Source organism: Nonomuraea sp. CX421, from assembly GCF_059358955.1.
The window spans coordinates 129640-149545 of the sequence record NZ_JCADBK010000010.1; the positions used below are offsets into that span (position 1 = coordinate 129640).

A 19906-nucleotide genomic window follows, 5' to 3' on the forward strand; every position below is an offset into this window, starting at 1 on the left:
GCGGGTCCGGTCGATTTGTCATCGATCGGACCCTTCTACCCGGTTTGCTGAGGGTCAGTCAGACACTCTGGGCGCGTGACTCCGTGTACGCCGCCAGCACCTGCTTGCGGCGCTTGGCCGGCAGGCGGTCGATGTAGAGGTGGCCGTCGAGGTGGTCGGTCTCATGCTGGAGGCAGCGGGCCAGCATGCCGGTGCCCTCGACGGTGACCGGGGCGCCCTGGGCGTCGAAACCGTGGACGACGGCGTGGTCGGGACGGGGGAGCGGGGCGTACTGGCCGGGCACCGACAGGCAGCCCTCCTCGCCCGTGTCCAGCCGGCGCCGGCCCAGCGCAGGCAGCTCCAGCGACGGGTTGACCACCACGCCCCTGTGGTGCTCGTCGTCGGCGTCGGGGCAGTCGAAGACGAACACCCGCAGCGCCACGCCGATCTGGTTGGCCGCCAGCCCCACGCCCTCGGCCGCGTACATGCTCGCGAACATGTCGTCCACCAGCGCCGTCAAAGCGTCGTCGAACCTGGTCACCGGCTCGCATGGCGCGTGCAGCACCGGGTCGCCCACGTGAACGATCGGCCGGACCTCTCCCACGACCAACGCCTTTCCGGTTGGGGCTGTGTCGCCGCAAGTCTACGGCGTAGCAGGACACCGCCATGTTCTCGTATATTGATACAAATCTTCTCTTATATTGAGACAAGGAGTAGAGTCCTGGCACCTACCGGGACAGGGAGTTCTGATGGACGCTGTATACACGCATGGCCACCACGAGTCCGTGCTGCGCTCACACCGGTGGCGCACCGCCGCCAACTCGGCCGCCTACCTGCTGCCCCACCTGACCCCGGAGACGAGACTGCTCGACGTGGGCAGCGGCCCCGGCACGATCACGGCCGATCTGGCGACCAGGGTGAGCCACGTGACGGCGTGCGAGGTGACCGAGGAGGCGCTGGCGCTCACCAGGGCCGGGCTCGCGGGCACGGCCAACGCCGGCTTCGCCGTCGCGGACGCGCACGCACTGGAGTTCGCCGACGACACCTTCGACGTGGTCCACGCCCACCAGGTCCTGCAGCACCTGGGCGACCCGGTCCTGGCCCTGCGCGAGATGCGCCGCGTGACGCGGCCGGGTGGCCTGGTCGCGGCCAGGGACAGCGACTACTCCGCGTTCGCCTGGTATCCCCGCCTCCCGGCGCTGGACGAGTGGATGGCGCTCTACCAGCGGCTCGCCCGGGCCAACGGCGGCGAGCCGGACGCCGGTCGGCGACTGCTCTCCTGGGCCCGTGCCGCCGGCTTCACCGACCCCACCGCCACCTCATCGACCTGGTGCTTCGCCACTCCGGAAGACCGGGCATGGTGGGGCGGCATGTGGGCCGACCGAATCCTGCACTCCGCCCTGGCCGATCAGGCCCTCGCCTCCGGCGCGGCCACCCCCGCCACCCTGCGCCGCATCTCCGACGCCTGGCTCCAGTGGTCCGAGACTCCCGACGGCTGGCTCTCCATCCTCCACGGCGAGATCCTCTGCACGGCCTGACCTGTTCGCTGGATCGACCTGCGCTCTGAGGATGTCATCAAACGTAGAAATACGGCGCCCGGCCCGCACTGTGCCGGCAAGTGACGGCTTCAGCTACGGCGAGCAGGCCAAGGGCCGGAAACGGGCGCTTCAGCATCGGCGAGAAGCCAGGCGACGGACCCCGGCCCGTTCTGCGGCGGGCAGACAGGACGGCGGGGGCAGTGAAGCGGAGGCGGGTGGGCGTTCCGGCCGACTTAAGACCGTGCCAGGTACCCCCGCGCCCGGAACAAGGCCGAAGGCGAACATCACCAGACCCCGGGCAATCGCGGTCGGCCGGAACGCCCACCCGCCTCCGCGGCACTCGCACAAGCCCGCACAAGCCCGCACAACCCCGTCAAACCCCCAAGGACCGCACCCGCTGCCACTGCGGATCCCGATAAAGCACGACATCGGTGCCGTCGATGAGCTCATCAGGCGCGGACAACATGGCGATCTCACCGGCAGCCTGCAACTCCAGCAACAGATCCCGCACCCGCGGCCCGACGGGCAACCGCCCGGCGGGCAGCCCGAGCCCGGCCCGCACCAGATCGGCGACCTGCGACAGATGGAAGGGCCCGTCGAGCTCACCCACCACACCCCGCACGACACTCATGGTGATCAGCTGCTCGGCCTCGGTGTAGGCCAGCTGCCAGGTGATCTGCTCACGCCGGCCACCGGTCCCGGCACAGGCGGTACAGCCACGCGAAAGATCCGGCGCCAGCAGCTCCTCGGCCGACCCGAGACAGACCGTGCACTGCTGGTGCTCGGCGGCGTGCACCTCGGCCGTCATGCGGTCGGCCAGGTGGAGGCCGCAGTCACAGGTGTACGTGTCGCCGAGGATGACGCCGGGTTGCGGGGTGATCGTGTGCTTTGTCATCTCGCCGACCTTACCCGCGAGCCTGGGCGAGTCCGTGCAGCCGGCGCAGCGCCTTGCGGGCCGCGGCCGACACCTGCGCGTCCGGATGCCGGTCGATGAACACGCGCAGCACCTGCCCGGTCCACGGATGATCGCCGAGTGCCAGCAGCGCGATGGTGCCGGCCTGGTCCTCGGGCGCCATGCCCATGCCGACCGACTCGACGACCTCGTCCGACTCCCCGCCGAACTCCAGCAGCGTCGCCGCCATGTCCACCAGCACCCAGGCGATCTCGTCGGGCGCCGGGTGGCGATCGTCGCGGCCCAGCCGGGCGCCGATCACGGCTCCCACCCGGGGCGTGCCGAGCAGCCGGTCGAGCACCTCGCGGCCCTCGTCGCCGAGGTCGGTGGCGAGCAGTTCCACGCCGATCGCCCGGCCCAGCGGGCTCGCCTCGACGAGCGCGGCGCCGATCTCCTCCGCCGCCTTGCCCCTCTCGCGGGTGGCCAGCCAGCCGGTGAGCTCTTCGAGGCGTTCGCGCTCGGGGTAGCAGCGCAGGCAGTGCAGCAGCGCGGCGGCGTCCTCGGTGGCGAGCGACCCCATCACGGGAATCTCCTGCCCGGTCACCTCGGCGATCACCTGCCTCCCGGCCCACAGCCCGAGCGGCGTCAGCGTGGGCGGCTCCGCGGGCCGTGCCAGGCCGAGCGAGACGAGCTCGCCGGGCACCCCGCCCGCCGAGGTGCCCGGCGTCTCGCCGGCCGCCTCACTCCCCGTCTCACTCGCCGCCTCGCGGCCGAGGAACAGCCGGACGACCCGCACCAGGTGCGCCTCGCCGAGCACCCGTCGGCGAACGTCCTCCCAGACCCGCAGCACCTCCTCGTCGTCCCCGTGCCGCAGGACCTCGATCATCTCGGCCCCACCCAGCTCGTCGACCTCCACGGTGTCAGGCAGTCCGGGCCCAGAGGCCGAGGCGGCGGGATCGGCAGAGCGGAGCAGAGCCTCGGCCAGGGGAGTGGCGCGAACGGCCGCGGCCAGTTCCGGCGTGGCCGGCAGGCGAATGGGTGGCTGGAGGGGGAGGGTGTCGTCATAGGTGCCCACGGCACTTATCCTGTCGCACCCCTGCCGGGTTTAGCCTAAAGTCGGCCGTACCCGAAAAGTCGGAAGAAAGGAGGCGCTGAGATGTCCCGCAACGACCGGACGCTCACCGCGTCCGTTTCCACTCTTCGGAGGAACCGTGCTTTTCCGTCCCACGGTCGAGTCTGACCTCGACCGCCTGCTCGGCTGCGTCGTCGACGAGTCCATCAGCTGGGCCCACCCCGACCGCCTGCTCACCTTCCTGAAAGACCGCCAGTACCGGCACGAGCGGGTCTGGATCGCCGAGGAGAACGGCGAGATCAGGGCCCGCGCCGTCTGGTGGGGCTTCCCCGACGGTGACCGGCCGCTCGCGCTCGACTGCCTCTACGTCCACCCGTCGGTCGAGGACCGCGTCGGCCTCGCCGCCGACCTGCTGCGACACGCCCATGAGGCGTACGGCGAGGCGCCCGCGTACCACGTGTTCCTGCGGACGGGCTGGCGGGACGACCCGAGGTCGTCGGCTGCCATCGCCTGGCGTCAGGAGGCCGGGCACCGGGCCGGGCTGACCGAGGAGCTGGAACGGCTCCGCTACCAGTGGACGACCGGCGCGCCGCTGCCCGGGCCGGCGGACCGGCTCGTCTTCCGTCCGGACCCCGACGACGAGGCGTTCGTGGCGGCGTTCCGCCGGGTGGCCGTCGGCTCGCTCGACGCGCACACCCGGCAGGCGCTGATCACGATGGACGGCGACGCGCAGGCGCGTGCGGACGTGGCCGACTACCGGAGCATGCCGGGCGACCGCGCGTGGTGGCGGCTCGCCTGCACCCTCGACGGCGAGCTCGTGGGCGTCGCGCTGCCGTCCGCGAACAACCAGGGCCCGGTCGTCGGCTACCTCGGCGTGGTGCCGGAACATCGCGGCCACGGCTACGCGGACGACCTGCTGGCCGAGATCACCCGCTTCCACGCCGAGCGCGGCGCCGCCCGGATCGTCGCCGACACCGATGTCACCAACGTCCCGATGGCCCGGGCCTTCGACCGAGCCGGCTACGACATCTTCGCCATCAGACTGGTCCTGTCCGCACAGCCGTGAAGGTCCACAGTCGTGACCACGGACCATCACGCCCACTAGGAGCGGACTGGAGAGCCTGCCGCGAAAGCGGATCAGGGCCGTAGGTGATCACGAGTGCGGGATCACCCGGCTCAGGCGCCACCGGCGCCGGCCGCCACACGGCCCGCCAAGCTCGCCGTTCGCCATCACCCGCCCGTGCCGGTCGCAGCCATCAACGAGCGGCCAAGACCGGCACGGGCGCCACGACCCTGGTATCACGTTCGGACAGATCCGGGCGGTCAGACCTCCACGCTCTCAGCCGGAGTGGAGGATCCGAAAGCGACCGGGTTCTGCCGGATCCCGATCAACGACTTGGACCGGGGTCCAAGCCCATTGCCAGACGCTGATGCCCGGCGTCCGGGAGAACCGGATCCGCCCACGGGTGCCTTCGACCGCGACGCGCGGCCAGGATTCGGCGATCCGCGCATGGTCCGCGCCGTGCGAACGCAGGACGTCGGCGAGGACGGCGACCGTGTCGTAGCCCTCGAAGGCGACGAAGGAGGGCGCTTCGCCCAGCCGCTCGCGGAGGGCGGTCTCGACTCGTGCGCCGAGTGGGCTGAGGCGCTCGGGCAGGTAGCGCAGGAACGGGATCGCGGCGCCCTCGTCGCCCAGCGACCTCGCCCATTCGGCGAACTCCGGTTGCCCGGCCGGAGCACCGATCATGATCTCGGCGAGACGCCGGTCGCGGCGGACGGACCTGACGATCGACACCGCCGGCTCCGGGAGGCCGACCAGAAGCAGGAGGGCTGTCGCGCGCTCGCCGACGAGCTCGTCGCACACGGCCGTGGGGGTGAGCGCGCGCATGTCGAGCTCGATGACGGTGCCGCCGCGTGGGGCGAGATAGTCCCGCAGAATACGGGCCCCGGACGCCCAGTAGACACTCGGCTCGGCCGCTACGGCGATCCGGCTGTGGCCCGCGCGGAGGAGGAAGTCCGCGTAGATCTGCCAGCCGTGGGACTGCGCCGGGGCGAGGCGCGCGACCCATTCCGTGGGCTGTTCGGTGAGCGCGTCGAGCACCGCCGACGAGCAGAGGAACGGCAGGCCGAGAGCGTCGGCCCTGGCGGCGGCGGCGCGGGCGACGACACTGTGGTATTCCCCCGCCAAGGCGGCCACGCCCAGGCGAGCCAATTCGTCCACGGCCGCCGCGGCCTTCCGCGGATCGGCCGCGGTGTCTCGGACCACCAGTTCGACTGGTTTTCCGACGATCCCGCCGGCGTCATTGACGTCGCGAACGGCCAGTTCGAGTCCAGCGAGCACGTGCCGGCCCGCCTCGACCCAGCCGGGCCGAGTCAACGGAACGAGAGCTCCGATTCGGACGGATGATCCGTCGGTCCGCTCGGCTCCAGGTGGCGTATCCATGCGTTGGCGTTCTCCCGTGTGACGATTCGGTGGCCGTTTGCCCGAATCGCAGCGTATTGCCCAACGGCGGTCCGTCAGGTCGGGCCCGGACGCGGGCGTCAGGTCGGGCCCGGACGCCGCGACAGATCCGGCCCGGACATCGCGTCACGTCATGGATGGCCCGCACCGGATTCGGGACGCCACGTCAGGTAGCGGACCGGCCGAGCCGGGCGCGCACCACCAGATCGTGCAGCGCCCCGGTGGCCGTGCCCGTTTCGGCGAGCCGGGACGCGTCCCTGGCCGCCTCCAGTTCGGCGGTCAGCCGCGCCACGTCGTCATCGGCCGCCGGCACGCGCGGCGCCCGCCCGTGCTCGGCCTCACGCTTGGCGACGACCAGCTCCGGCAGGTACGGCGGCCCGTACCGGAACAGCCGGGTCAGGTCGGCGACCAGCTCGCCGGTGCGCATCAGGTGGATGCCCGTCGCCAGCACCCGGAACGTGTAGAGCAACGGCTTCAGCTCGCCCGTCTTCCCGAACAGCCGCCACTGCGTCCGGGCGAACCCGAGGTAGTGGTGGGCGTGGTGGCGGGTCAGGCAGGCGGGCGCGAGGGCGATCAGCTCCTCGTGCAGCGGCGACGAGGCCACGACCAGCGGCGACAGGAGCTGTTCCAGCACGTAGCCGTTGCGGTTGAGCAGCAGCCCGCAGAACTTCGCCAGGTCGTGCGTGACGAGGTCGACCTCGACGCCGTCGCGGGTCCACGTGCGGTCGAGCGTGCCGGGGCCGGTGCGCAGCCCGACGACCTCTTCGACCGGCAGCAGGTGGACGCCCCGCAGGTCGACGTCGGAGTCGGCGGACGGGAAGCCGTACAGGTGCGCCCCGCTGACCGTCGCGAACACCAGGGGATGCGGCTGCTCGCCGGGGATCTCAGCCAACCAGCCGGGCAACGAGCCGGGCAACCGATGGGCGGCCGGGCGGGCAGCCCGGCAGGCAGGGTCACAGATGGTCCCGGCGAACGTCGACGAGAAAATCCTCCACCCGCGCCCGATCGGGCGCGGCCGGCAGCACGCTGTCGGCGGCGGCCAGTTCGGCGTTCAGGGCGCGGCGCCAGGCGTCGACCTCGGCCCATGGCACCTCGCCGCGCCTGATGGCGAGCAGCCGGTCGCGGTGCGGGCCCACCCGCACCTCCAGGTCGCCGTGCCGGACCAGGTGCAGCCCGCCGAGCAGCAGCCTGATCATGTGCATGGCCTGCTTCCACCTGGGCGCCGCCGGGTCGAGGCGGCGGAACTGGGCGTCGGCGTAGCCCGCGAACGTCTCGTGCGCGCGCCGCGACAGGAACGCCCCCCGCAGCTCCCGCAGCCGCTCCCCGGACGGGGTGACGACCTCCACGAGCGGCGACCACAGGCACTCCAGCACCGTCGGGTTGGCGTCGAGGGCGAGCACGCAGAAGCGCTCCACCTCCCACGAGAACTGCTCGGGCAGCGGGCCGTCGCGGTGCGTCGGCGGCTTGGTCAGCCGCCAGAAGTCCGGCGTGGGCGCCACGAACACCCCGCGCCGGTCGGTGTCGGAGCCGCCGGTCTCCAGGCCGTACGCCCGCGAGCCCGTCACCACGGACAAGATCAGATCATCGCTCACCCTCTCACCCTGGCAGGCGCGGGGGGTTGCGCGTACCGCGGCGGCGCTGGTCTGATCGACATGTGAGCGGTTTCGACGCCGTCTACCGGCGCAGCATCGACGAGCCCGAGCGTTTCTGGGCGGAGGCGGCCACGGGCATCGACTGGGAGGTGGCGCCCGCGACGGTCCTGCGTGACGGGCGCTGGTTCCCCGACGCGCGGCTCAACACCTGCTTCAACGCCCTCGACCGGCATGTCGAGGCGGACCACGGCGACCGGACGGCGCTGATCTACGACAGCCCCGTCACCGGCACCGTCCGTGCCTACACCTACGCCGAGCTGCTCGACGAGGTGGCGCGGACCGCCGGCCTGCTGCGCGACCTGGGCGTCGGCACCGGCGACACCGTGGTGATCTACATGCCGATGGTGCCCGAGGCGGTGATCGCCATGCTGGCCTGCGCGCGGCTGGGCGCCGTGCACTCGGTGGTGTTCGGCGGATTCGCCGCCAGCGAGCTGGCCGTGCGGATCGACCACGCCAGGCCCGTGGTGGTGCTGTCGGCGTCGTGCGGCATCGAGCCGTCCCGGGTGGTCGCGTACAAACCGCTGCTGGACGCCGCCCTGGAGGAGGCCGGGCACCGGCCCGGGCGCTGCGTGATCCTGCAGCGGCCCCAGGCGCCGGCGGCGCTGGTGGAGGGGCGCGACCTCGACTGGGCGTCGGCCGTGCGTGACGCCGAGCCCGCCGGCTGCGTGGCCGTGGCCGCCACCGACCCGCTCTACATCCTCTACACCTCCGGCACCACCGGCGCGCCCAAGGGCGTGGTCCGCGACAACGGCGGTCACGCGGTGGCGCTGCACTGGAGCATGTCCCACGTGTACGGCGCCGCCCCGGGAGAGGTCTTCTGGGCCGCCTCCGACGTCGGCTGGGTCGTGGGCCACTCCTACATCGTCTACGGGCCGCTGCTGGCCGGCTGCACGACCGTGCTGTACGAGGGCAAGCCGGTCGGCACGCCGGATCCGGGGTCGTTCTGGCGGGTGGTGGCCATGCACGGGGTGCGGACCCTGTTCACCGCGCCGACCGCGATCAGGGCAATCAAGAAAGAGGATCCGTCCGGAAATTTCGCGCGCAAGTGGGATCTGTCGATGCTGCGCTACCTCTTCCTGGCCGGGGAGCGGCTCGACCCCGACACCTACCACTGGGCGAGCGACCTGCTCGGCATCCCGGTCATCGACCACTGGTGGCAGACCGAGTCCGGCTGGCCGATCGCCGCCAACTGCGTGGGCATCGAGGCGCTGCCGATCAAACCCGGCTCGCCCACCAGGCCCGTCCCCGGCTACGACGTGCGCATCCTCGACTCCTCCGGCCAGGAGTGCCCGCCCGGCACGGAGGGAGCGGTCGCCATCAGGCTGCCGCTGCCCCCCGGCAACCTGCCCACCCTGTTCCGCGACGAGGCCCGCTTCACCGAGTCCTACCTGTCGCGCTTCCCCGGTCACTACCTGACGGGCGACGGCGGCTACCTCGACGACGACGGCTACCTCTACGTGATGGGCCGCATCGACGACGTCATCAACGTGGCCGGTCACCGGCTGTCGACCGGCCAGATGGAGGAGGTCATCGCGGCCCACCCGGACGTGGCCGAGTGCGCGGTGATCGGCGTCGCCGACGAGCTCAAGGGGCAGCTCCCGGTCGGCTTCGTGGTGCTCAAGGCGGGCGCCGACCGCGACCCGGCCGAGGTGGAGCGGGAGCTGACCGCGCTGGTCCGCGAGCGGATCGGCCCGGTCGCCGCCTTCCGCCGGGCCGTGGTGGTCGGCCGGCTGCCCAAGACCCGGTCCGGCAAGATCCTGCGCGGCACCATGCGCGACATCGCCGACGGGCGCGACTACCGCGCCCCGTCCACGATCGAGGACCCGGCGGCGCTGACGGAGATCGCCGACGCGCTCTGACATGTGGCGCGCACCGGCGACGGCGGACGCGGCGGACGCGACGCCGCCCGGGCGCGCGCCCGGGCCGAAGATCGCTAGGCGGCCGGGAGCTCCACGGTGATCGTCAGCCCGCCCTCGTCACGGGGCCGGGCGGTGACCGTGCCGCCGTGCGCCTCGGTGATGACCCGTACGATCGACAGCCCGAGCCCGCTGCCCCGGTCGGACCGCAGCCGGTCGCCGTGCAGCCGCCGGAACGGCTGGAAGATCGCCTCGATCTCGTACGGCGGCACCTGCAGCCCGGTGTTAGCCACCACCAGCTCCACCCGCTCGGCCCGCTGCCGGGTCGTCACCCACACCTCGCCCTTGGGATGGTTGTGCCGGATCGCGTTCTCCACGAGGTTCTGCACCAGCCGCTCCACCAGCACCGCCTCCCCGGTGGTGGGCGCCGAGTCGAGCAGCCGGTGAATCGTCACCTCCCGCTCGGCCGCCTCTGCGGCCACCTGGTCCAGCACGTGCTCGGCCACGTCGGTCAGGTCGAACGGCCGCCGGTCCAGCACCGCCTGCTCGCCCTCCGCCAGCGCCAGCAGCCCGTCGATGAGCCGTTCGTGCCGGGTGTTGACCAGCAGCAGCGACTCGCCGAGCCGTTTGACGTCGTCGGTCGCGTCGGGGCGGCGCACCGCCACGTCCACCAGCGTCCTGTTGATGGTCAGCGGCGTGCGCAGCTCGTGGGAGGCGTTGGCGACGAACCGCCGCTGCCCGTCGAACGAGCGGGCCAGCCGGTCGAGCATGGTGTCGAAGATGTCGGTCAGCTCCTTCACCTCATCTCGCCGCCCGTCGTAGCCGATGCGCTCGGTCAGGTCGTGGCTCTGCGCCACGCGGCGCGCGGTCTCGGTGACGTCCTTGATCGGCCGCGTCACCCAGGCCGCCGTCCGCCAGCCGAGCCCGAAGGCGCCCGCCGCGCCCGCCAGGACCGCGAACGAGCCAAGGGTGCGCACGGTGTGCAGGGTGTCGTTCTGGTAGATGCCGCGGACCTGGCTGACCCGCTGCTGGGCCACCGCGTAGCCGAGATCACCCCGCCAGTACTGTCCGATGTCCAGCGTGATGTACTCCGGCTGGCCGAGCCCCCGGCGGGGTTCGAGGCTCTGCCGCACCACGAGATAGAGGGCCGCGAGCAGCAGTGTCCCGACGAACAGGAAGACCACGGCGCAGGTGAGCGCGAACCGCAGGCGCAGGCTCATGGGATCCGGTAACCGGATCCGGGCACGGTCTCGATGACCTGCGGCTCGCCCAGCTTCTTGCGCAGCTTGGTCATCGTGGTCCGGACCGTGTTGGTGAACGGATCGATGTGCTCGTCCCATACCTTCTCCAGTAGTTCCTCGGCCGAGACGACCGCGCCCTGGGCGCGCAGCAGCTCGGCCAGCACGCCGAACTCCTTGCGGGCCAGTGGCACGTACCGGCCCTCGCGGAACACCTGCCGGTGCGCCCAGTCCAGCCGGACCCCCGCCCGCTCCAGCATCGGCGGGTCGGCCCGCCTGGCCCGGCGGCCGAGGGCGTGCACCCGCGCGACCAGTTCCTCGAACGCGAACGGCTTGGGCAGGTAGTCGTCGGCCCCCAGCGACAGCCCGGCCACCCTGGAACGCACGTCGCCCGCGGCGGTCAGCATCAGCACCCTGACCGGCCACCCTCGCTCGACGACCGTGCCGCACACGTCGTCGCCGTGCACCAGCGGGAGGTCGCGGTCGAGGATCAGCACGTCGTAGTCGTGGACGCCGAGCCGCTCGATCGCCGCCTCACCGTCGTAGGCGACGTCGACGGCCAGCGCCTCACCTCTCAGCCCCTCGGCGATCGAGTCGGCGAGCATCCGCTCATCCTCGGCGATCAGAACGCGCACCTGGCCCCCCAACAGAACACACAACCTGGCCCCAAAGATCATGAGTCCGCCAGTGTGCCCACACCGACATAACGCGGGCATAACCACAATCGGTGACGCCGACGTTATCGCGAACTCGCTGGACTTCGTCCCCTACGGCCGGGATCCGCCCGGCCCCGTCACCGGGGGACCACCATGGCCACCACCCTCACGGCGTTCGCCCGTTCACGCACGCGCGGCGTGACCGCGCGCGAGCGCCAGGGGCACCGGCTGTTCGCGATCGTGCTCGCACTGGCCGCCGCGCTGCGCGTGCTCGTCATGCTCGGGTACGACACCGCGCAGCTCTACTGGTACGACTCCTTCACCTACCTCGACACCGCCGTCCATATGCGACCGCAGGGGGCCCTGCACCCGGCGGGCTACTCCTGGTTCCTGTGGCTGCTGCGGCCCTTCCACAGCGTGGAGGTGGTCGCCGGGGTGCAGCACGCGATGGGGCTGGGCATCGGCGTGATGATCTACGTGCTGCTGCGCCGCCGGTCGCTGCCCGGCTGGGGCGCGAGCCTGGCCACGGTGCCGGTGCTGTTCGACCCGTCGTTCGTGCGGCTGGAGCACGCCATCCTGTCCGACCTGCAGGTCATCTTCCTGGTCGTGGCGGCGCTGCTCGTCGTGATGTGGCGTGAGCGGGTCTCCACCCGGGCCGCCGCGCTGGCCGGGCTGCTGCTCGCGCTGGCCGGTCTCACCCGCACGGCCGCGGTGCCGCTGCTCGGGCTGCTCGTGCTCTACCTGCTCCTCCGGAGGACGGGATGGCGCAGGATCGTGGCCGCGGCGCTCGCAGGGGCGCTGCCGCTGCTCGCCTACGGCGGCTGGTACGCCCAGCACCACGGCAGGTTCGCGCTCAGCGGCTCCGACGGCGTCGCGCTGTGGGCGCGGACCATGACCTTCGCCGACTGCTCGATCATCCGCCCGCCCGCGAAGGAGGCCGTGCTCTGCCCGAACGGCACCGTGGTGGACGCCGCCTCCGAGTACGTCTGGGCGCCCGGCGCCTCCCTCAACCGGCTGCCCGGCGACCGGTTCGCCTACAACGACCTGGCCAGGAGCTTCGCCCTGCGGGCCATCGCCGCCCAGCCGCTGGACTACCTGCGCGAGGTGGCCGTGAACACCTCGCTCGCCTTCACCTGGGAGCCGGTGCCGCACCCGGACCGGGTCACCCCCATGTCCACCTTCCCGCACGGCTCGTGGACGCTGCCGGAGCAGCACGGGCTCATCGGGAAGGTCCGCCGGGAGTACGACACCGGCATCCGCGGCATGAGCTCGGTCGAGCCGTGGGGCACGATCCTGGCCGCCTACCCCTATCCGTGGTTCCTGCACGGGACCCTCTTCGGCGTGCTGCTGCTGGCCGGCGGCGCGGGCTCGATCGGCCGGCGCCGCGCGGCGCTGCTGCCGTGGACGTTCTCCATGTTCCTGCTCGTCGCGCCGGTGGCGGCGCTCGACTTCGACCACCGATACGTGCTGCCCGCCATCCCGTTCGCCTGCGTCGCTGCCGCGCTCGCCGTACACGGGTACCGCGCCGGCGGTATCGCGCCAGGGAGGCGAGCGGATTACCGTGTGCCGGTGTGAGAACGTTCGCGCTGGTATGCGGCATGGCCGTGATCGTCGTCTACTCGACGTTCCTGGCGTACGGCAATCAGCCGTCCGCCACGGCCCTCGACCTGCCCGGCCACGCGCTGCTGGTCCTGTCGGCGCTCGGGCTGGCCTGGCTGCCCGGGCGGCCCGAGCTCGCCCTGGCCGTCAGCGCGGGGGTGGCGGCGGTCTGCTTCGCGCGCGGCTACGCCTACGCGCTCTGGCCCGCGCCCGCCCTGGTCGCGATGTTCGCCACCATCTCCGCCGGCAGGCGGGCGGCCGGCTGGGCGGGCGCGGCGTTCCTCATCGGCCTGCCCGCCGTCGCGGTGGCGCCGCACCCGGAGGCGGACCGGGTGGCCGGGGTGGTCATCTGGGCGCTGCTCGTGCTCGTCGTGGCCCAGCCCGCCGAGGTCTCGCGGGCCAGGCGCGCCTACACGGCCGAGGTGGAGCGGCGGGCCGCCGACGCCGAACGCACCCGTGAGGAGGAGGCGCTGCGCCGCGCCCAGGAGGAGCGGCTGCGCGTCGCCAGAGAGCTGCACGACGTCACCTCCCACACGGTGTCGGTGATCGCGCTGCACGCCGCCGTCGCCGCCGAGGCCGTCGAGCGCGCGGGCGGCCCGCCGGAGGCACGCGCCGCCCTCCAGGTCATCCGCACGGCCAGCCGCCAGGCCCTGGCCGAGATGAAGGGCGTGCTCGGCGTCCTGCGCCCCGGCTCGCGGCAGCCGCCGCCCGGCACCGGCCGGTTGCCCGGCCTGCTGGACGCGGCAGGGCTGCCCGTCGGCCTGTCCGTCGTCGGTGACCGGCGCCCGCTGCCGCCGGCCGTCGACCTGGTCGTCTACCGGGTGGTGCAGGAGGCGCTGACCAACGCCATCCGGCACGCGGCCGCCACCCGGGCGGTGGTCACCCTGACCTACGAGCCGGACGCCGTGACCGTACAGGTGGACGACGACGGAGACGGTGACGCCCCGGACGGCCACCTGTACGGCCACGGCCTGACCGGGATGGCCGAACGCGTGGCCGCCGTCGGAGGGCGGCTCACCACCGGCGACGGCCCCTCGCACGGGTTCCGCGTCGTGGCCAGGCTGCCCGCGTGATCACGATCCTGCTGGCCGACGACCAGCCGCTGGTCAGGGCCGGGCTACGGGCCCTGCTGGACACCGAGGACGACCTGAGCGTCGTGGCCGAGGCGGCGGACGGCGTCGAGGCGGTGCGTCTGGCCGGCGGGCTCTCGCCGGACGTGGTGCTCATGGACATCCGGATGCCCGGCCTCGACGGCCTGGCGGCTACCCGCCGGATCGCCTCCGGCCGCACGCGGGTCGTCGTGGTCACCACCTTCGACCTCGACGAGTACGTCTACGAGGCGCTCCGTTGCGGGGCCAGCGGCTTCCTGGTCAAGGACGCCGAACCGGCCGAGATCCGGCACGCCGTGCGGGTCGCGGCCCGCGGCGACGCGCTGCTCTCCCCGGGCGTCACGCGACGGCTCATCGAGGAGTTCGCCGCCCGGCCCGGCGCGGTCGGCGCCGACCGCCTGGCCCCGCTGACGGGCCGCGAGCGCGAAGTGCTGACCCGGGTCGCCCAGGGGCTCACGAACGCCCAGATCGCCGAGCGGCTGGTGATGAGCCCGGCCACGGTCAAGACGCACGTCAACCGCATGATGAGCAAACTGGCCGTACACGACCGGGCGCAACTCGTGGTGCTCGGCTACGAGACCGGCCTCGTCCGCCCCGGCCGCCGCGCCTGACACGGCGTTTGACGCCGCGCCTGACACCGCGCCTGATACGGCGTCTGATACCGCGCACGGTGTACGGCGTCACCCGCGGTGGGTGGACGACCCGGCGGGTTCCTGGTTCCTACCGTCGGCAGCATGATCGCCTTCTGTACCCGTCACCGGCGCCTCGTCCTGATGCTCTGGCTCACGCTGACGGCCGCGCTGGTCGCCGCCGCGACCGCCTGGCCCGGCCCGGCGAACGACGACTTCACGCTCCCCGCCTTCGAGAGCCATCGGGCCGCCGAGCTGCTCGGCGACCTGCCGGCCGAGCCACCGGGCACGCTCGTGATCTCCGCCCCGTCCGGCGTCGGCGGCCCGCTGGTGCGCCAGGCGGTGGCCGGACTGGCCGACCGGCTGAACAGCGTCCCCGGCGTCCGCGCCGGCACGGCCGACCGGCCGGCCACGCCGGCCGAGAGGCCCTACGGGGACGACGACCTGTACCAGCGGATCTCCCCAGACGGGACGATCGGCACCATCCCTCTCACCTTCTCCGGAACCGGCGCCGCCGAGCGGATCAGGCAGCTGCGGGACGGCTTCCGCGCGCCCGGGGTGACCGCGGAGCTGTCCGGCGACGACCTGGCCGACTTCACGCCCGGAGGAGCCGTCGAGGGCGTCGGGCTGGTGGCCGCCGCGGTGGTGCTGCTGGTGGCGTTCCGGTCACTGGTCGCCGCGGTCCTTCCGCTGATCATCGGCGTCATCGGCGTGGCCGGCGGCGTCGCCCTGTTCAGCGTGCTGCGGAACGTCGTGCCGGCGCCCGGCTTCGCGGTCTACCTCACGGTCATGCTGGGACTCGGCGTGGGCATCGACTACGCGCTGCTCATCGTCACCCGGTTCCGCACCTGCCTCGACGAGGGGCTCGGCGTCCAGAAGGCGGTCGAACAGGCCATGCGCACAGCGGGCAGGTCCGTGCTGTTCGCCGGGATCATCGTGATCGTCACCGGGGCGGGCATCCTGTTCCTCGGCCCCTCCCTCGGTGGCGGCGTCGCCCTGGCCGCGGGCTGCGGGGTGCTCATGGTCATGCTCGCCTCCCTGACCCTGCTGCCCGCGCTGCTGCGGATGGTCGGCACCGGGATCGACAGATTCGCGCTGCCTCGCCGTACCGGGAAGGAGCCGCTGTCCTCGCGGTGGAGCAGGGTCGTGCGACGCCGGCCGTGGGCAGCCGGCCTGCTGGCGCTCGGCCTGCTCCTCGTGCTGGCCCTGCCCGCGACGCAGCTGCGCGCCGGCTGGTCCGACGCGGGCGACCGGCCGGTCACCGACACCACCAGGCGCGCCCACGACCTGCTGGCCGAAGGCTTCGGCCCCGGCGCGCAGGGCCCGCTGGTGCTGGCGATCGCCGGCCCGGACGCGGTGCCGGACGGCGGCGCCATCGCCGTCGAGCAGGTCGTCGAGCAGGCACGCCGGACGCCCGGGGTGGCGCGCGCGTACGCCGTGGGGGAGCGGGCCGCGCTGGTCGTGCCCACCGGCGGGCCGCAGGACGAGGCCACCACCGGGCTGATCCACCGCCTGCGCGCCGAACTGCCCGCGCCCGTGCTGGTGACCGGCTCCACCGCGGCCGCCGGCGACTTCGCGGAGTTCTCCGCCGGGAGGCTGCCGTGGACTGTGGCCGCCGTGCTGCTGGCCTCGTTCGCGTTGCTCATGGCGGTGTTCCGCAGCCTGCTGCTGCCGGTGAAGGCCATCGTGGTGAACCTGCTGTCGATCGGCGCCGCGTACGGGGTGATCGTCGCGGTCTTCCAGTGGGACGTGCTCGGCCGCGGCACCGCCGGTCCCGTCGACGCCTGGGTGCCGATGATGCTGTTCGTCATCACGTTCGGGCTGTCGATGGACTACGAGGTGTTCCTGCTCTCCCGGATCAGGGAGGAGTACGAGCGGACGGGCGACAACGGGCGGGCCGTCACGGCCGGGCTGGCCAGGACGGCCCGGGTCATCACCGCCGCCGCCACGATCATGTTCTGCGTGTTCGCCGCGTTCGGCGCGTTCGACGACCGCGCGCTGCAGATCATGGGGGTCGGGCTCGCCGCCGCCGTGCTGGTCGACGCCACCGTGGTCCGCCTGGTCCTGGTGCCCGCCGCCATGGAGGTGCTCGGCGAGCGCAACTGGTGGTTTCCCGGAGTGTCCTCCAGGAGGCTGACGCCCGAGCGAAATGTTCCGTAGGATCCGGACATCGCGAGCGTTGGGGGCGCCAGGGTGCCAGGGCAGAGCGTGGGTGTGGTGGTGGATCCCGGAGTGCCCCGGGAGGTCTCCGGAGTGCTGCGCGCCAACGCCCCGTTGCTGTCCAGGTTCCGCGCCGGCTGGGTGCCGCCCGCCGCGCCGCCCGCCGAGCGCCGGCGGCGCGGCACCTCCAGCGTGATGCTGCTGGCGGCCACGCCCCTGGTGCTCGCCGTGATGGCGGTGCTGCTGGAGTCGCCGGCGGCCCCGGTCGGGTTCGTGCTGCTGGGCATGTTCGTCCTGGTCGTCCTGGTCAAGATGGCCTCCCTCAACGAGCTGCCCGTGACCGCCCGGCCCCGCGAGCGCGGCGTCTACGAGCAGGCCCGCTGGTACGACGGCCGCTACCTGCTGCCGGAGGACTTCGACGCGGAGGCCGCGGCCGTGCTCTCGCGGGCGCAGCAGGCCATCGGCTCGGTGCTGCGCTCCCACGTCAACGCCGAGGGCCTGCTCGACGGCGCCCGCAACGCGGTGATGCTGCCGGAGCAGGAGTGGGAGATCGCGCGGTTACTCGCCAAGCTGTCCGCGCTGCGCGCCGAGCACCGCGAGCTGCTGGCCCGGGGCGTCGCCCCCGAGGTCGCCGCCGTGGTCGAGCCCCTGGAGAGGGCCCTGGCCAACAGCGAGGCGGCCGTCGTGGCCCGGGTCGAGGCGCTGGAACGTTACGCCGGCCACGTCGCCGACGCCGAGCGCGCCTTTCACGCCCGGAGCCAGATCGAGGAGCTGCGCTCCCGGCTGCCGCGCTACGAGGAGCTGCTGGCCGAGTCCGGCGCCGACGCGCTGGCCGTGCCCGAGATCGAACGGCTCGCCGAGGACGCCGACGCGCTGGAACGCGTGCTGCGGCGCAGCGTGAGCTCCGCGCACGAGGCGTTCCGTTACTTGGAGGGCTGACACCGGGACAGACCGCTACATAGGATCCGTAATGTGCCCGGCCGTCATGCGAAGGTGGTAGTTGATCCGGCGGTGCCCGACGAGATCGCCGAGCTCTTACGTGACCATCGCAAGGTCCTGCTGAGGATGCGCGCGGGGTGGGCGCCCCCGCACCGGCGGCACGTGCCCGTCCTCGGCCCCGCCGCGCCGCTGACCGCCGTCGCGGTGGCGCTCGCGGCAGCCGCCACCGCGCTCGACTTCTTCCGCGGCGGACTGTACACCCCGTTCGTGCTGATCATGATGTGCGCCGCGCTGCTCGTCGTCACCGTGCTGCTCAGACCACGCCCCGACGCGGAACGGGAACGGCGGCGCCTGGCCGAGCTCAAGGTCTACGACAACGCGCGGCGGCTGACGGGACGGTTCGTGCTGCGCGAGGAGCTCGACGACGCGGCCCGCGCGCTCATGAACCGCGCGCAGACCGCGATCGAGTCGGTGCTGGTCTCCCGGGTCAACGCCGAAGGGCTGCTGGACCAGGCGCGCAACGCGGTGATGCTGCCGGAGCAGGAGTGGGAGATCGCCCGGTTGCTCGCCAAGCTGTCGGCGTTGCGGGCCGAGCACGAGGAGGTCGTCGCCGAGGGGGTGACGCCCGAGGTCGCCGCCGTGGCCGATCCCTTGGCCAGGGCCCTCGACAGCAGCGAGGGCGCGGTGCTGGCGCGCGTCGAGGCCCTGGAACGTTACGCCGGGCACGTCGCCGACGCCGAGCGGGCCTATCGGGCGCGTCACCAGATCGAGCAGCTCAACGTCAGGCTGCCGCGCTACGAGGAGCTGCTGGCCGAGTCGGGGGCCGGGGACGCGGCCGTCCCCGAGCTGGGCAGGCTGGGCGAGGAGGCCGACCTGCTGGAGCGGGCGCTGCGCGACAGCGTCAGCTCCGCCCACGAGGCCTTCCGCCACCTCGCCCCCTGAGCTACGCCCACGAGGCGGTCCGAGCCGTCGCGCCCTCCGAGCCTCCTGCTAGCGCGGCCAGTCGGCCGCGTCGAGCAGCACGTCGCACAGGACGTCGGCCGCGTCGATCCGGCCCAGCTTGCGCGCCGCGTCGGCCATCGACCCGCGCAGCCCGGGATCGGCCAGCAGCGGCATCAGCTCCGCCAGCAGCAGGTCCGCGGTGGGACGCGGCTCCAGCAACGCCCGCGCCGCGCCCGCCGAGACCAGGTAGGCGGCGTTCTTGCGCTGCTCGTCGCCGCCCGTCGGGATCAGCGGGACCAGCACCGACGGCCGGCCGATGGCGGTCAGCTCCGACACCGTGCCGGCGCCGCTGCGCGCGATCACCACGTCCGCGGCGGCGTACAGATCGGCCAGCTCGGCGCCGACGTAGGGCACCGGGTGGTAGCGGTCGGCCAGCTCGGGCGGCAGCTGGATGGCGCGCATCTGGTCGATCCAGGCGGGCCCGCACTGGTGCACCACCTGGGCGTGCGGCAGCAGTCCGGGCAGGATCTCCGCGATCAGCGTGTTGATCTGCTTGCTGCCCTGGGCGCCGCCCGTCACGTAGATCAGCGGCACCTCGAACGTCAGCCCGAACAGGTCGTAGGCCGCCGCCTGGCTGCCGTGCAGCAGCTCGGGCCTGATCGGGTTGCCGGTCACGACGGCCTTGCCTCTGGCCGAGGCCGGCAGGTGCTCCAGCGACGACTCGTGCGACAGCGCGATGCGGGTCGCCAGCCTGGCCAGCATCCGATTGGCCAGGCCCACCACCGTGGTCTGCTCGTGCATGACCAGTGGCCGCCGGATCAGCTTGGCCGCCACCCCGATCGGCACCGCCACGTACCCACCGGTCGACAGCACCACGTCGGGCAGGTAGCGGGCGGCGTGGACCACCGCCTGGATCACGCCCACGGGGATGCGGAACACGTCTGCCAGGTTGGTGCCGAGCTCGCGCAGGTTGGGCCGGCGGCGCAGCTTGCCGGTGGTGATCGCCTTGAACGGGATGCCGTGCTCGGCGGTGATCCTGGCCTCCAGGCCGCCGGCCGTGCCCACCCAGAGCACGTCGTGCGCCACCTGACGTCGCTGGATGGCCGACAGGGTGGTCAGGGCCGGATAGGTGTGACCGCCGGTGCCGCCTCCGGTGATCAACAGTCGCAGAGTTCGTGACATGC

General features: G+C 72.8%; 18 protein-coding genes. 9 read left to right on the plus strand and 9 right to left on the minus strand.

Translation table 11 applies throughout. From position 1 onward, the window contains the following. Positions 1 to 58: 58 nt before the first annotated feature. The gene (def, locus tag AC5L3X_RS19980; protein WP_494858700.1) at positions 59 to 583 is read right to left on the minus strand and encodes a peptide deformylase; all 525 of its coding nucleotides are present in this window, start codon (positions 581 to 583) and stop codon (positions 59 to 61) included. 145 nt (positions 584 to 728) lie between these two features. On the opposite strand from def, the gene AC5L3X_RS19985 reads away from it, so the two are divergent. Next, positions 729 to 1517 (plus strand): class I SAM-dependent methyltransferase, encoded by a 789-nt coding sequence (locus AC5L3X_RS19985; RefSeq protein WP_494858702.1) that lies wholly within the window; start codon positions 729 to 731, stop codon positions 1515 to 1517. A gap of 373 nt (positions 1518 to 1890) precedes the next feature. Here the strand turns inward: AC5L3X_RS19985 and AC5L3X_RS19990 are convergent, their stop codons facing one another. Further along, the gene (locus tag AC5L3X_RS19990; protein WP_494858704.1) at positions 1891 to 2412 is read right to left on the minus strand and encodes a hypothetical protein; all 522 of its coding nucleotides are present in this window, start codon (positions 2410 to 2412) and stop codon (positions 1891 to 1893) included. A gap of 10 nt (positions 2413 to 2422) precedes the next feature. Next, positions 2423 to 3484, minus strand: a complete 1062-nt coding sequence (locus tag AC5L3X_RS19995) for a hypothetical protein (protein WP_494858705.1) — start codon at positions 3482 to 3484, stop codon at positions 2423 to 2425. A 136-nt stretch (positions 3485 to 3620) separates the two neighbouring features. Here AC5L3X_RS19995 and AC5L3X_RS20000 point away from each other — a divergent pair, with 136 nt between their 5' ends. Beyond that, a complete protein-coding gene (locus AC5L3X_RS20000; protein ID WP_494858707.1) occupies positions 3621 to 4547 on the plus strand; it encodes a GNAT family N-acetyltransferase in 927 nt (308 codons plus the stop codon). Between the two features lie 273 nt (positions 4548 to 4820). Here AC5L3X_RS20000 and AC5L3X_RS20005 read toward each other — a convergent pair whose 3' ends face one another. From AC5L3X_RS20005 to AC5L3X_RS20015, 3 genes are all read right to left on the minus strand, one after another. Next, complete coding sequence (locus AC5L3X_RS20005) at positions 4821 to 5924, minus strand: ABC transporter substrate-binding protein (protein WP_494858708.1); 1104 nt, start codon at positions 5922 to 5924, stop codon at positions 4821 to 4823. A 184-nt stretch (positions 5925 to 6108) separates the two neighbouring features. Next, complete coding sequence (locus tag AC5L3X_RS20010; protein WP_494858710.1) at positions 6109 to 6834, minus strand: nucleotidyltransferase domain-containing protein; 726 nt, start codon at positions 6832 to 6834, stop codon at positions 6109 to 6111. Between the two features lie 61 nt (positions 6835 to 6895). Next, entirely contained in the window at positions 6896 to 7534 is a 639-nt protein-coding gene (locus AC5L3X_RS20015) for a nucleotidyltransferase domain-containing protein (RefSeq protein ID WP_494858712.1), read from the minus strand. A 62-nt stretch (positions 7535 to 7596) separates the two neighbouring features. Between AC5L3X_RS20015 and AC5L3X_RS20020 the strand changes: the two genes are divergently transcribed. Continuing rightward, on the plus strand, positions 7597 to 9453 hold the full coding sequence (locus AC5L3X_RS20020) for a propionyl-CoA synthetase (RefSeq protein ID WP_494858714.1): 1857 nt from the start codon (positions 7597 to 7599) through the stop codon (positions 9451 to 9453). Between the two features lie 74 nt (positions 9454 to 9527). Here the strand turns inward: AC5L3X_RS20020 and AC5L3X_RS20025 are convergent, their stop codons facing one another. Next, a complete protein-coding gene (locus AC5L3X_RS20025; protein WP_494858715.1) occupies positions 9528 to 10670 on the minus strand; it encodes a sensor histidine kinase in 1143 nt (380 codons plus the stop codon). Continuing rightward, the gene (locus tag AC5L3X_RS20030; protein ID WP_189122921.1) at positions 10667 to 11323 is read right to left on the minus strand and encodes a response regulator transcription factor; all 657 of its coding nucleotides are present in this window, start codon (positions 11321 to 11323) and stop codon (positions 10667 to 10669) included. The genes AC5L3X_RS20025 and AC5L3X_RS20030 overlap by 4 nt, the downstream gene beginning before the upstream one ends. A 174-nt stretch (positions 11324 to 11497) precedes the next feature. Here AC5L3X_RS20030 and AC5L3X_RS20035 point away from each other — a divergent pair, with 174 nt between their 5' ends. The 6 genes from AC5L3X_RS20035 to AC5L3X_RS20060 all read left to right on the plus strand — a co-directional run bounded on the left by AC5L3X_RS20035 (position 11498) and on the right by AC5L3X_RS20060 (position 18722). Next, positions 11498 to 12919: a hypothetical protein gene (locus AC5L3X_RS20035; RefSeq protein ID WP_494858717.1), complete on the plus strand. Its 1422-nt coding sequence runs from the start codon at positions 11498 to 11500 to the stop codon at positions 12917 to 12919. Beyond that, complete coding sequence (locus AC5L3X_RS20040) at positions 12916 to 14016, plus strand: sensor histidine kinase (protein WP_494858718.1); 1101 nt, start codon at positions 12916 to 12918, stop codon at positions 14014 to 14016. The genes AC5L3X_RS20035 and AC5L3X_RS20040 overlap by 4 nt, the downstream gene beginning before the upstream one ends. Then, positions 14013 to 14663: a response regulator gene (locus AC5L3X_RS20045; RefSeq protein ID WP_494858720.1), complete on the plus strand. Its 651-nt coding sequence runs from the start codon at positions 14013 to 14015 to the stop codon at positions 14661 to 14663. The genes AC5L3X_RS20040 and AC5L3X_RS20045 overlap by 4 nt, the downstream gene beginning before the upstream one ends. 123 nt (positions 14664 to 14786) lie before the next feature. After that, complete coding sequence (locus tag AC5L3X_RS20050; RefSeq protein ID WP_494858722.1) at positions 14787 to 16841, plus strand: MMPL family transporter; 2055 nt, start codon at positions 14787 to 14789, stop codon at positions 16839 to 16841. Between the two features lie 48 nt (positions 16842 to 16889). Beyond that, entirely contained in the window at positions 16890 to 17780 is an 891-nt protein-coding gene (locus AC5L3X_RS20055) for a hypothetical protein (RefSeq protein ID WP_494858723.1), read from the plus strand. Between the two features lie 54 nt (positions 17781 to 17834). After that, entirely contained in the window at positions 17835 to 18722 is an 888-nt protein-coding gene (locus AC5L3X_RS20060) for a hypothetical protein (RefSeq protein WP_494858725.1), read from the plus strand. A 48-nt stretch (positions 18723 to 18770) separates the two neighbouring features. Here the strand turns inward: AC5L3X_RS20060 and AC5L3X_RS20065 are convergent, their stop codons facing one another. Next, a complete protein-coding gene (locus AC5L3X_RS20065) occupies positions 18771 to 19904 on the minus strand; it encodes a UDP-N-acetylglucosamine--N-acetylmuramyl-(pentapeptide) pyrophosphoryl-undecaprenol N-acetylglucosamine transferase (RefSeq protein WP_189122919.1) in 1134 nt (377 codons plus the stop codon). Positions 19905 to 19906 lie beyond the last annotated feature (2 nt).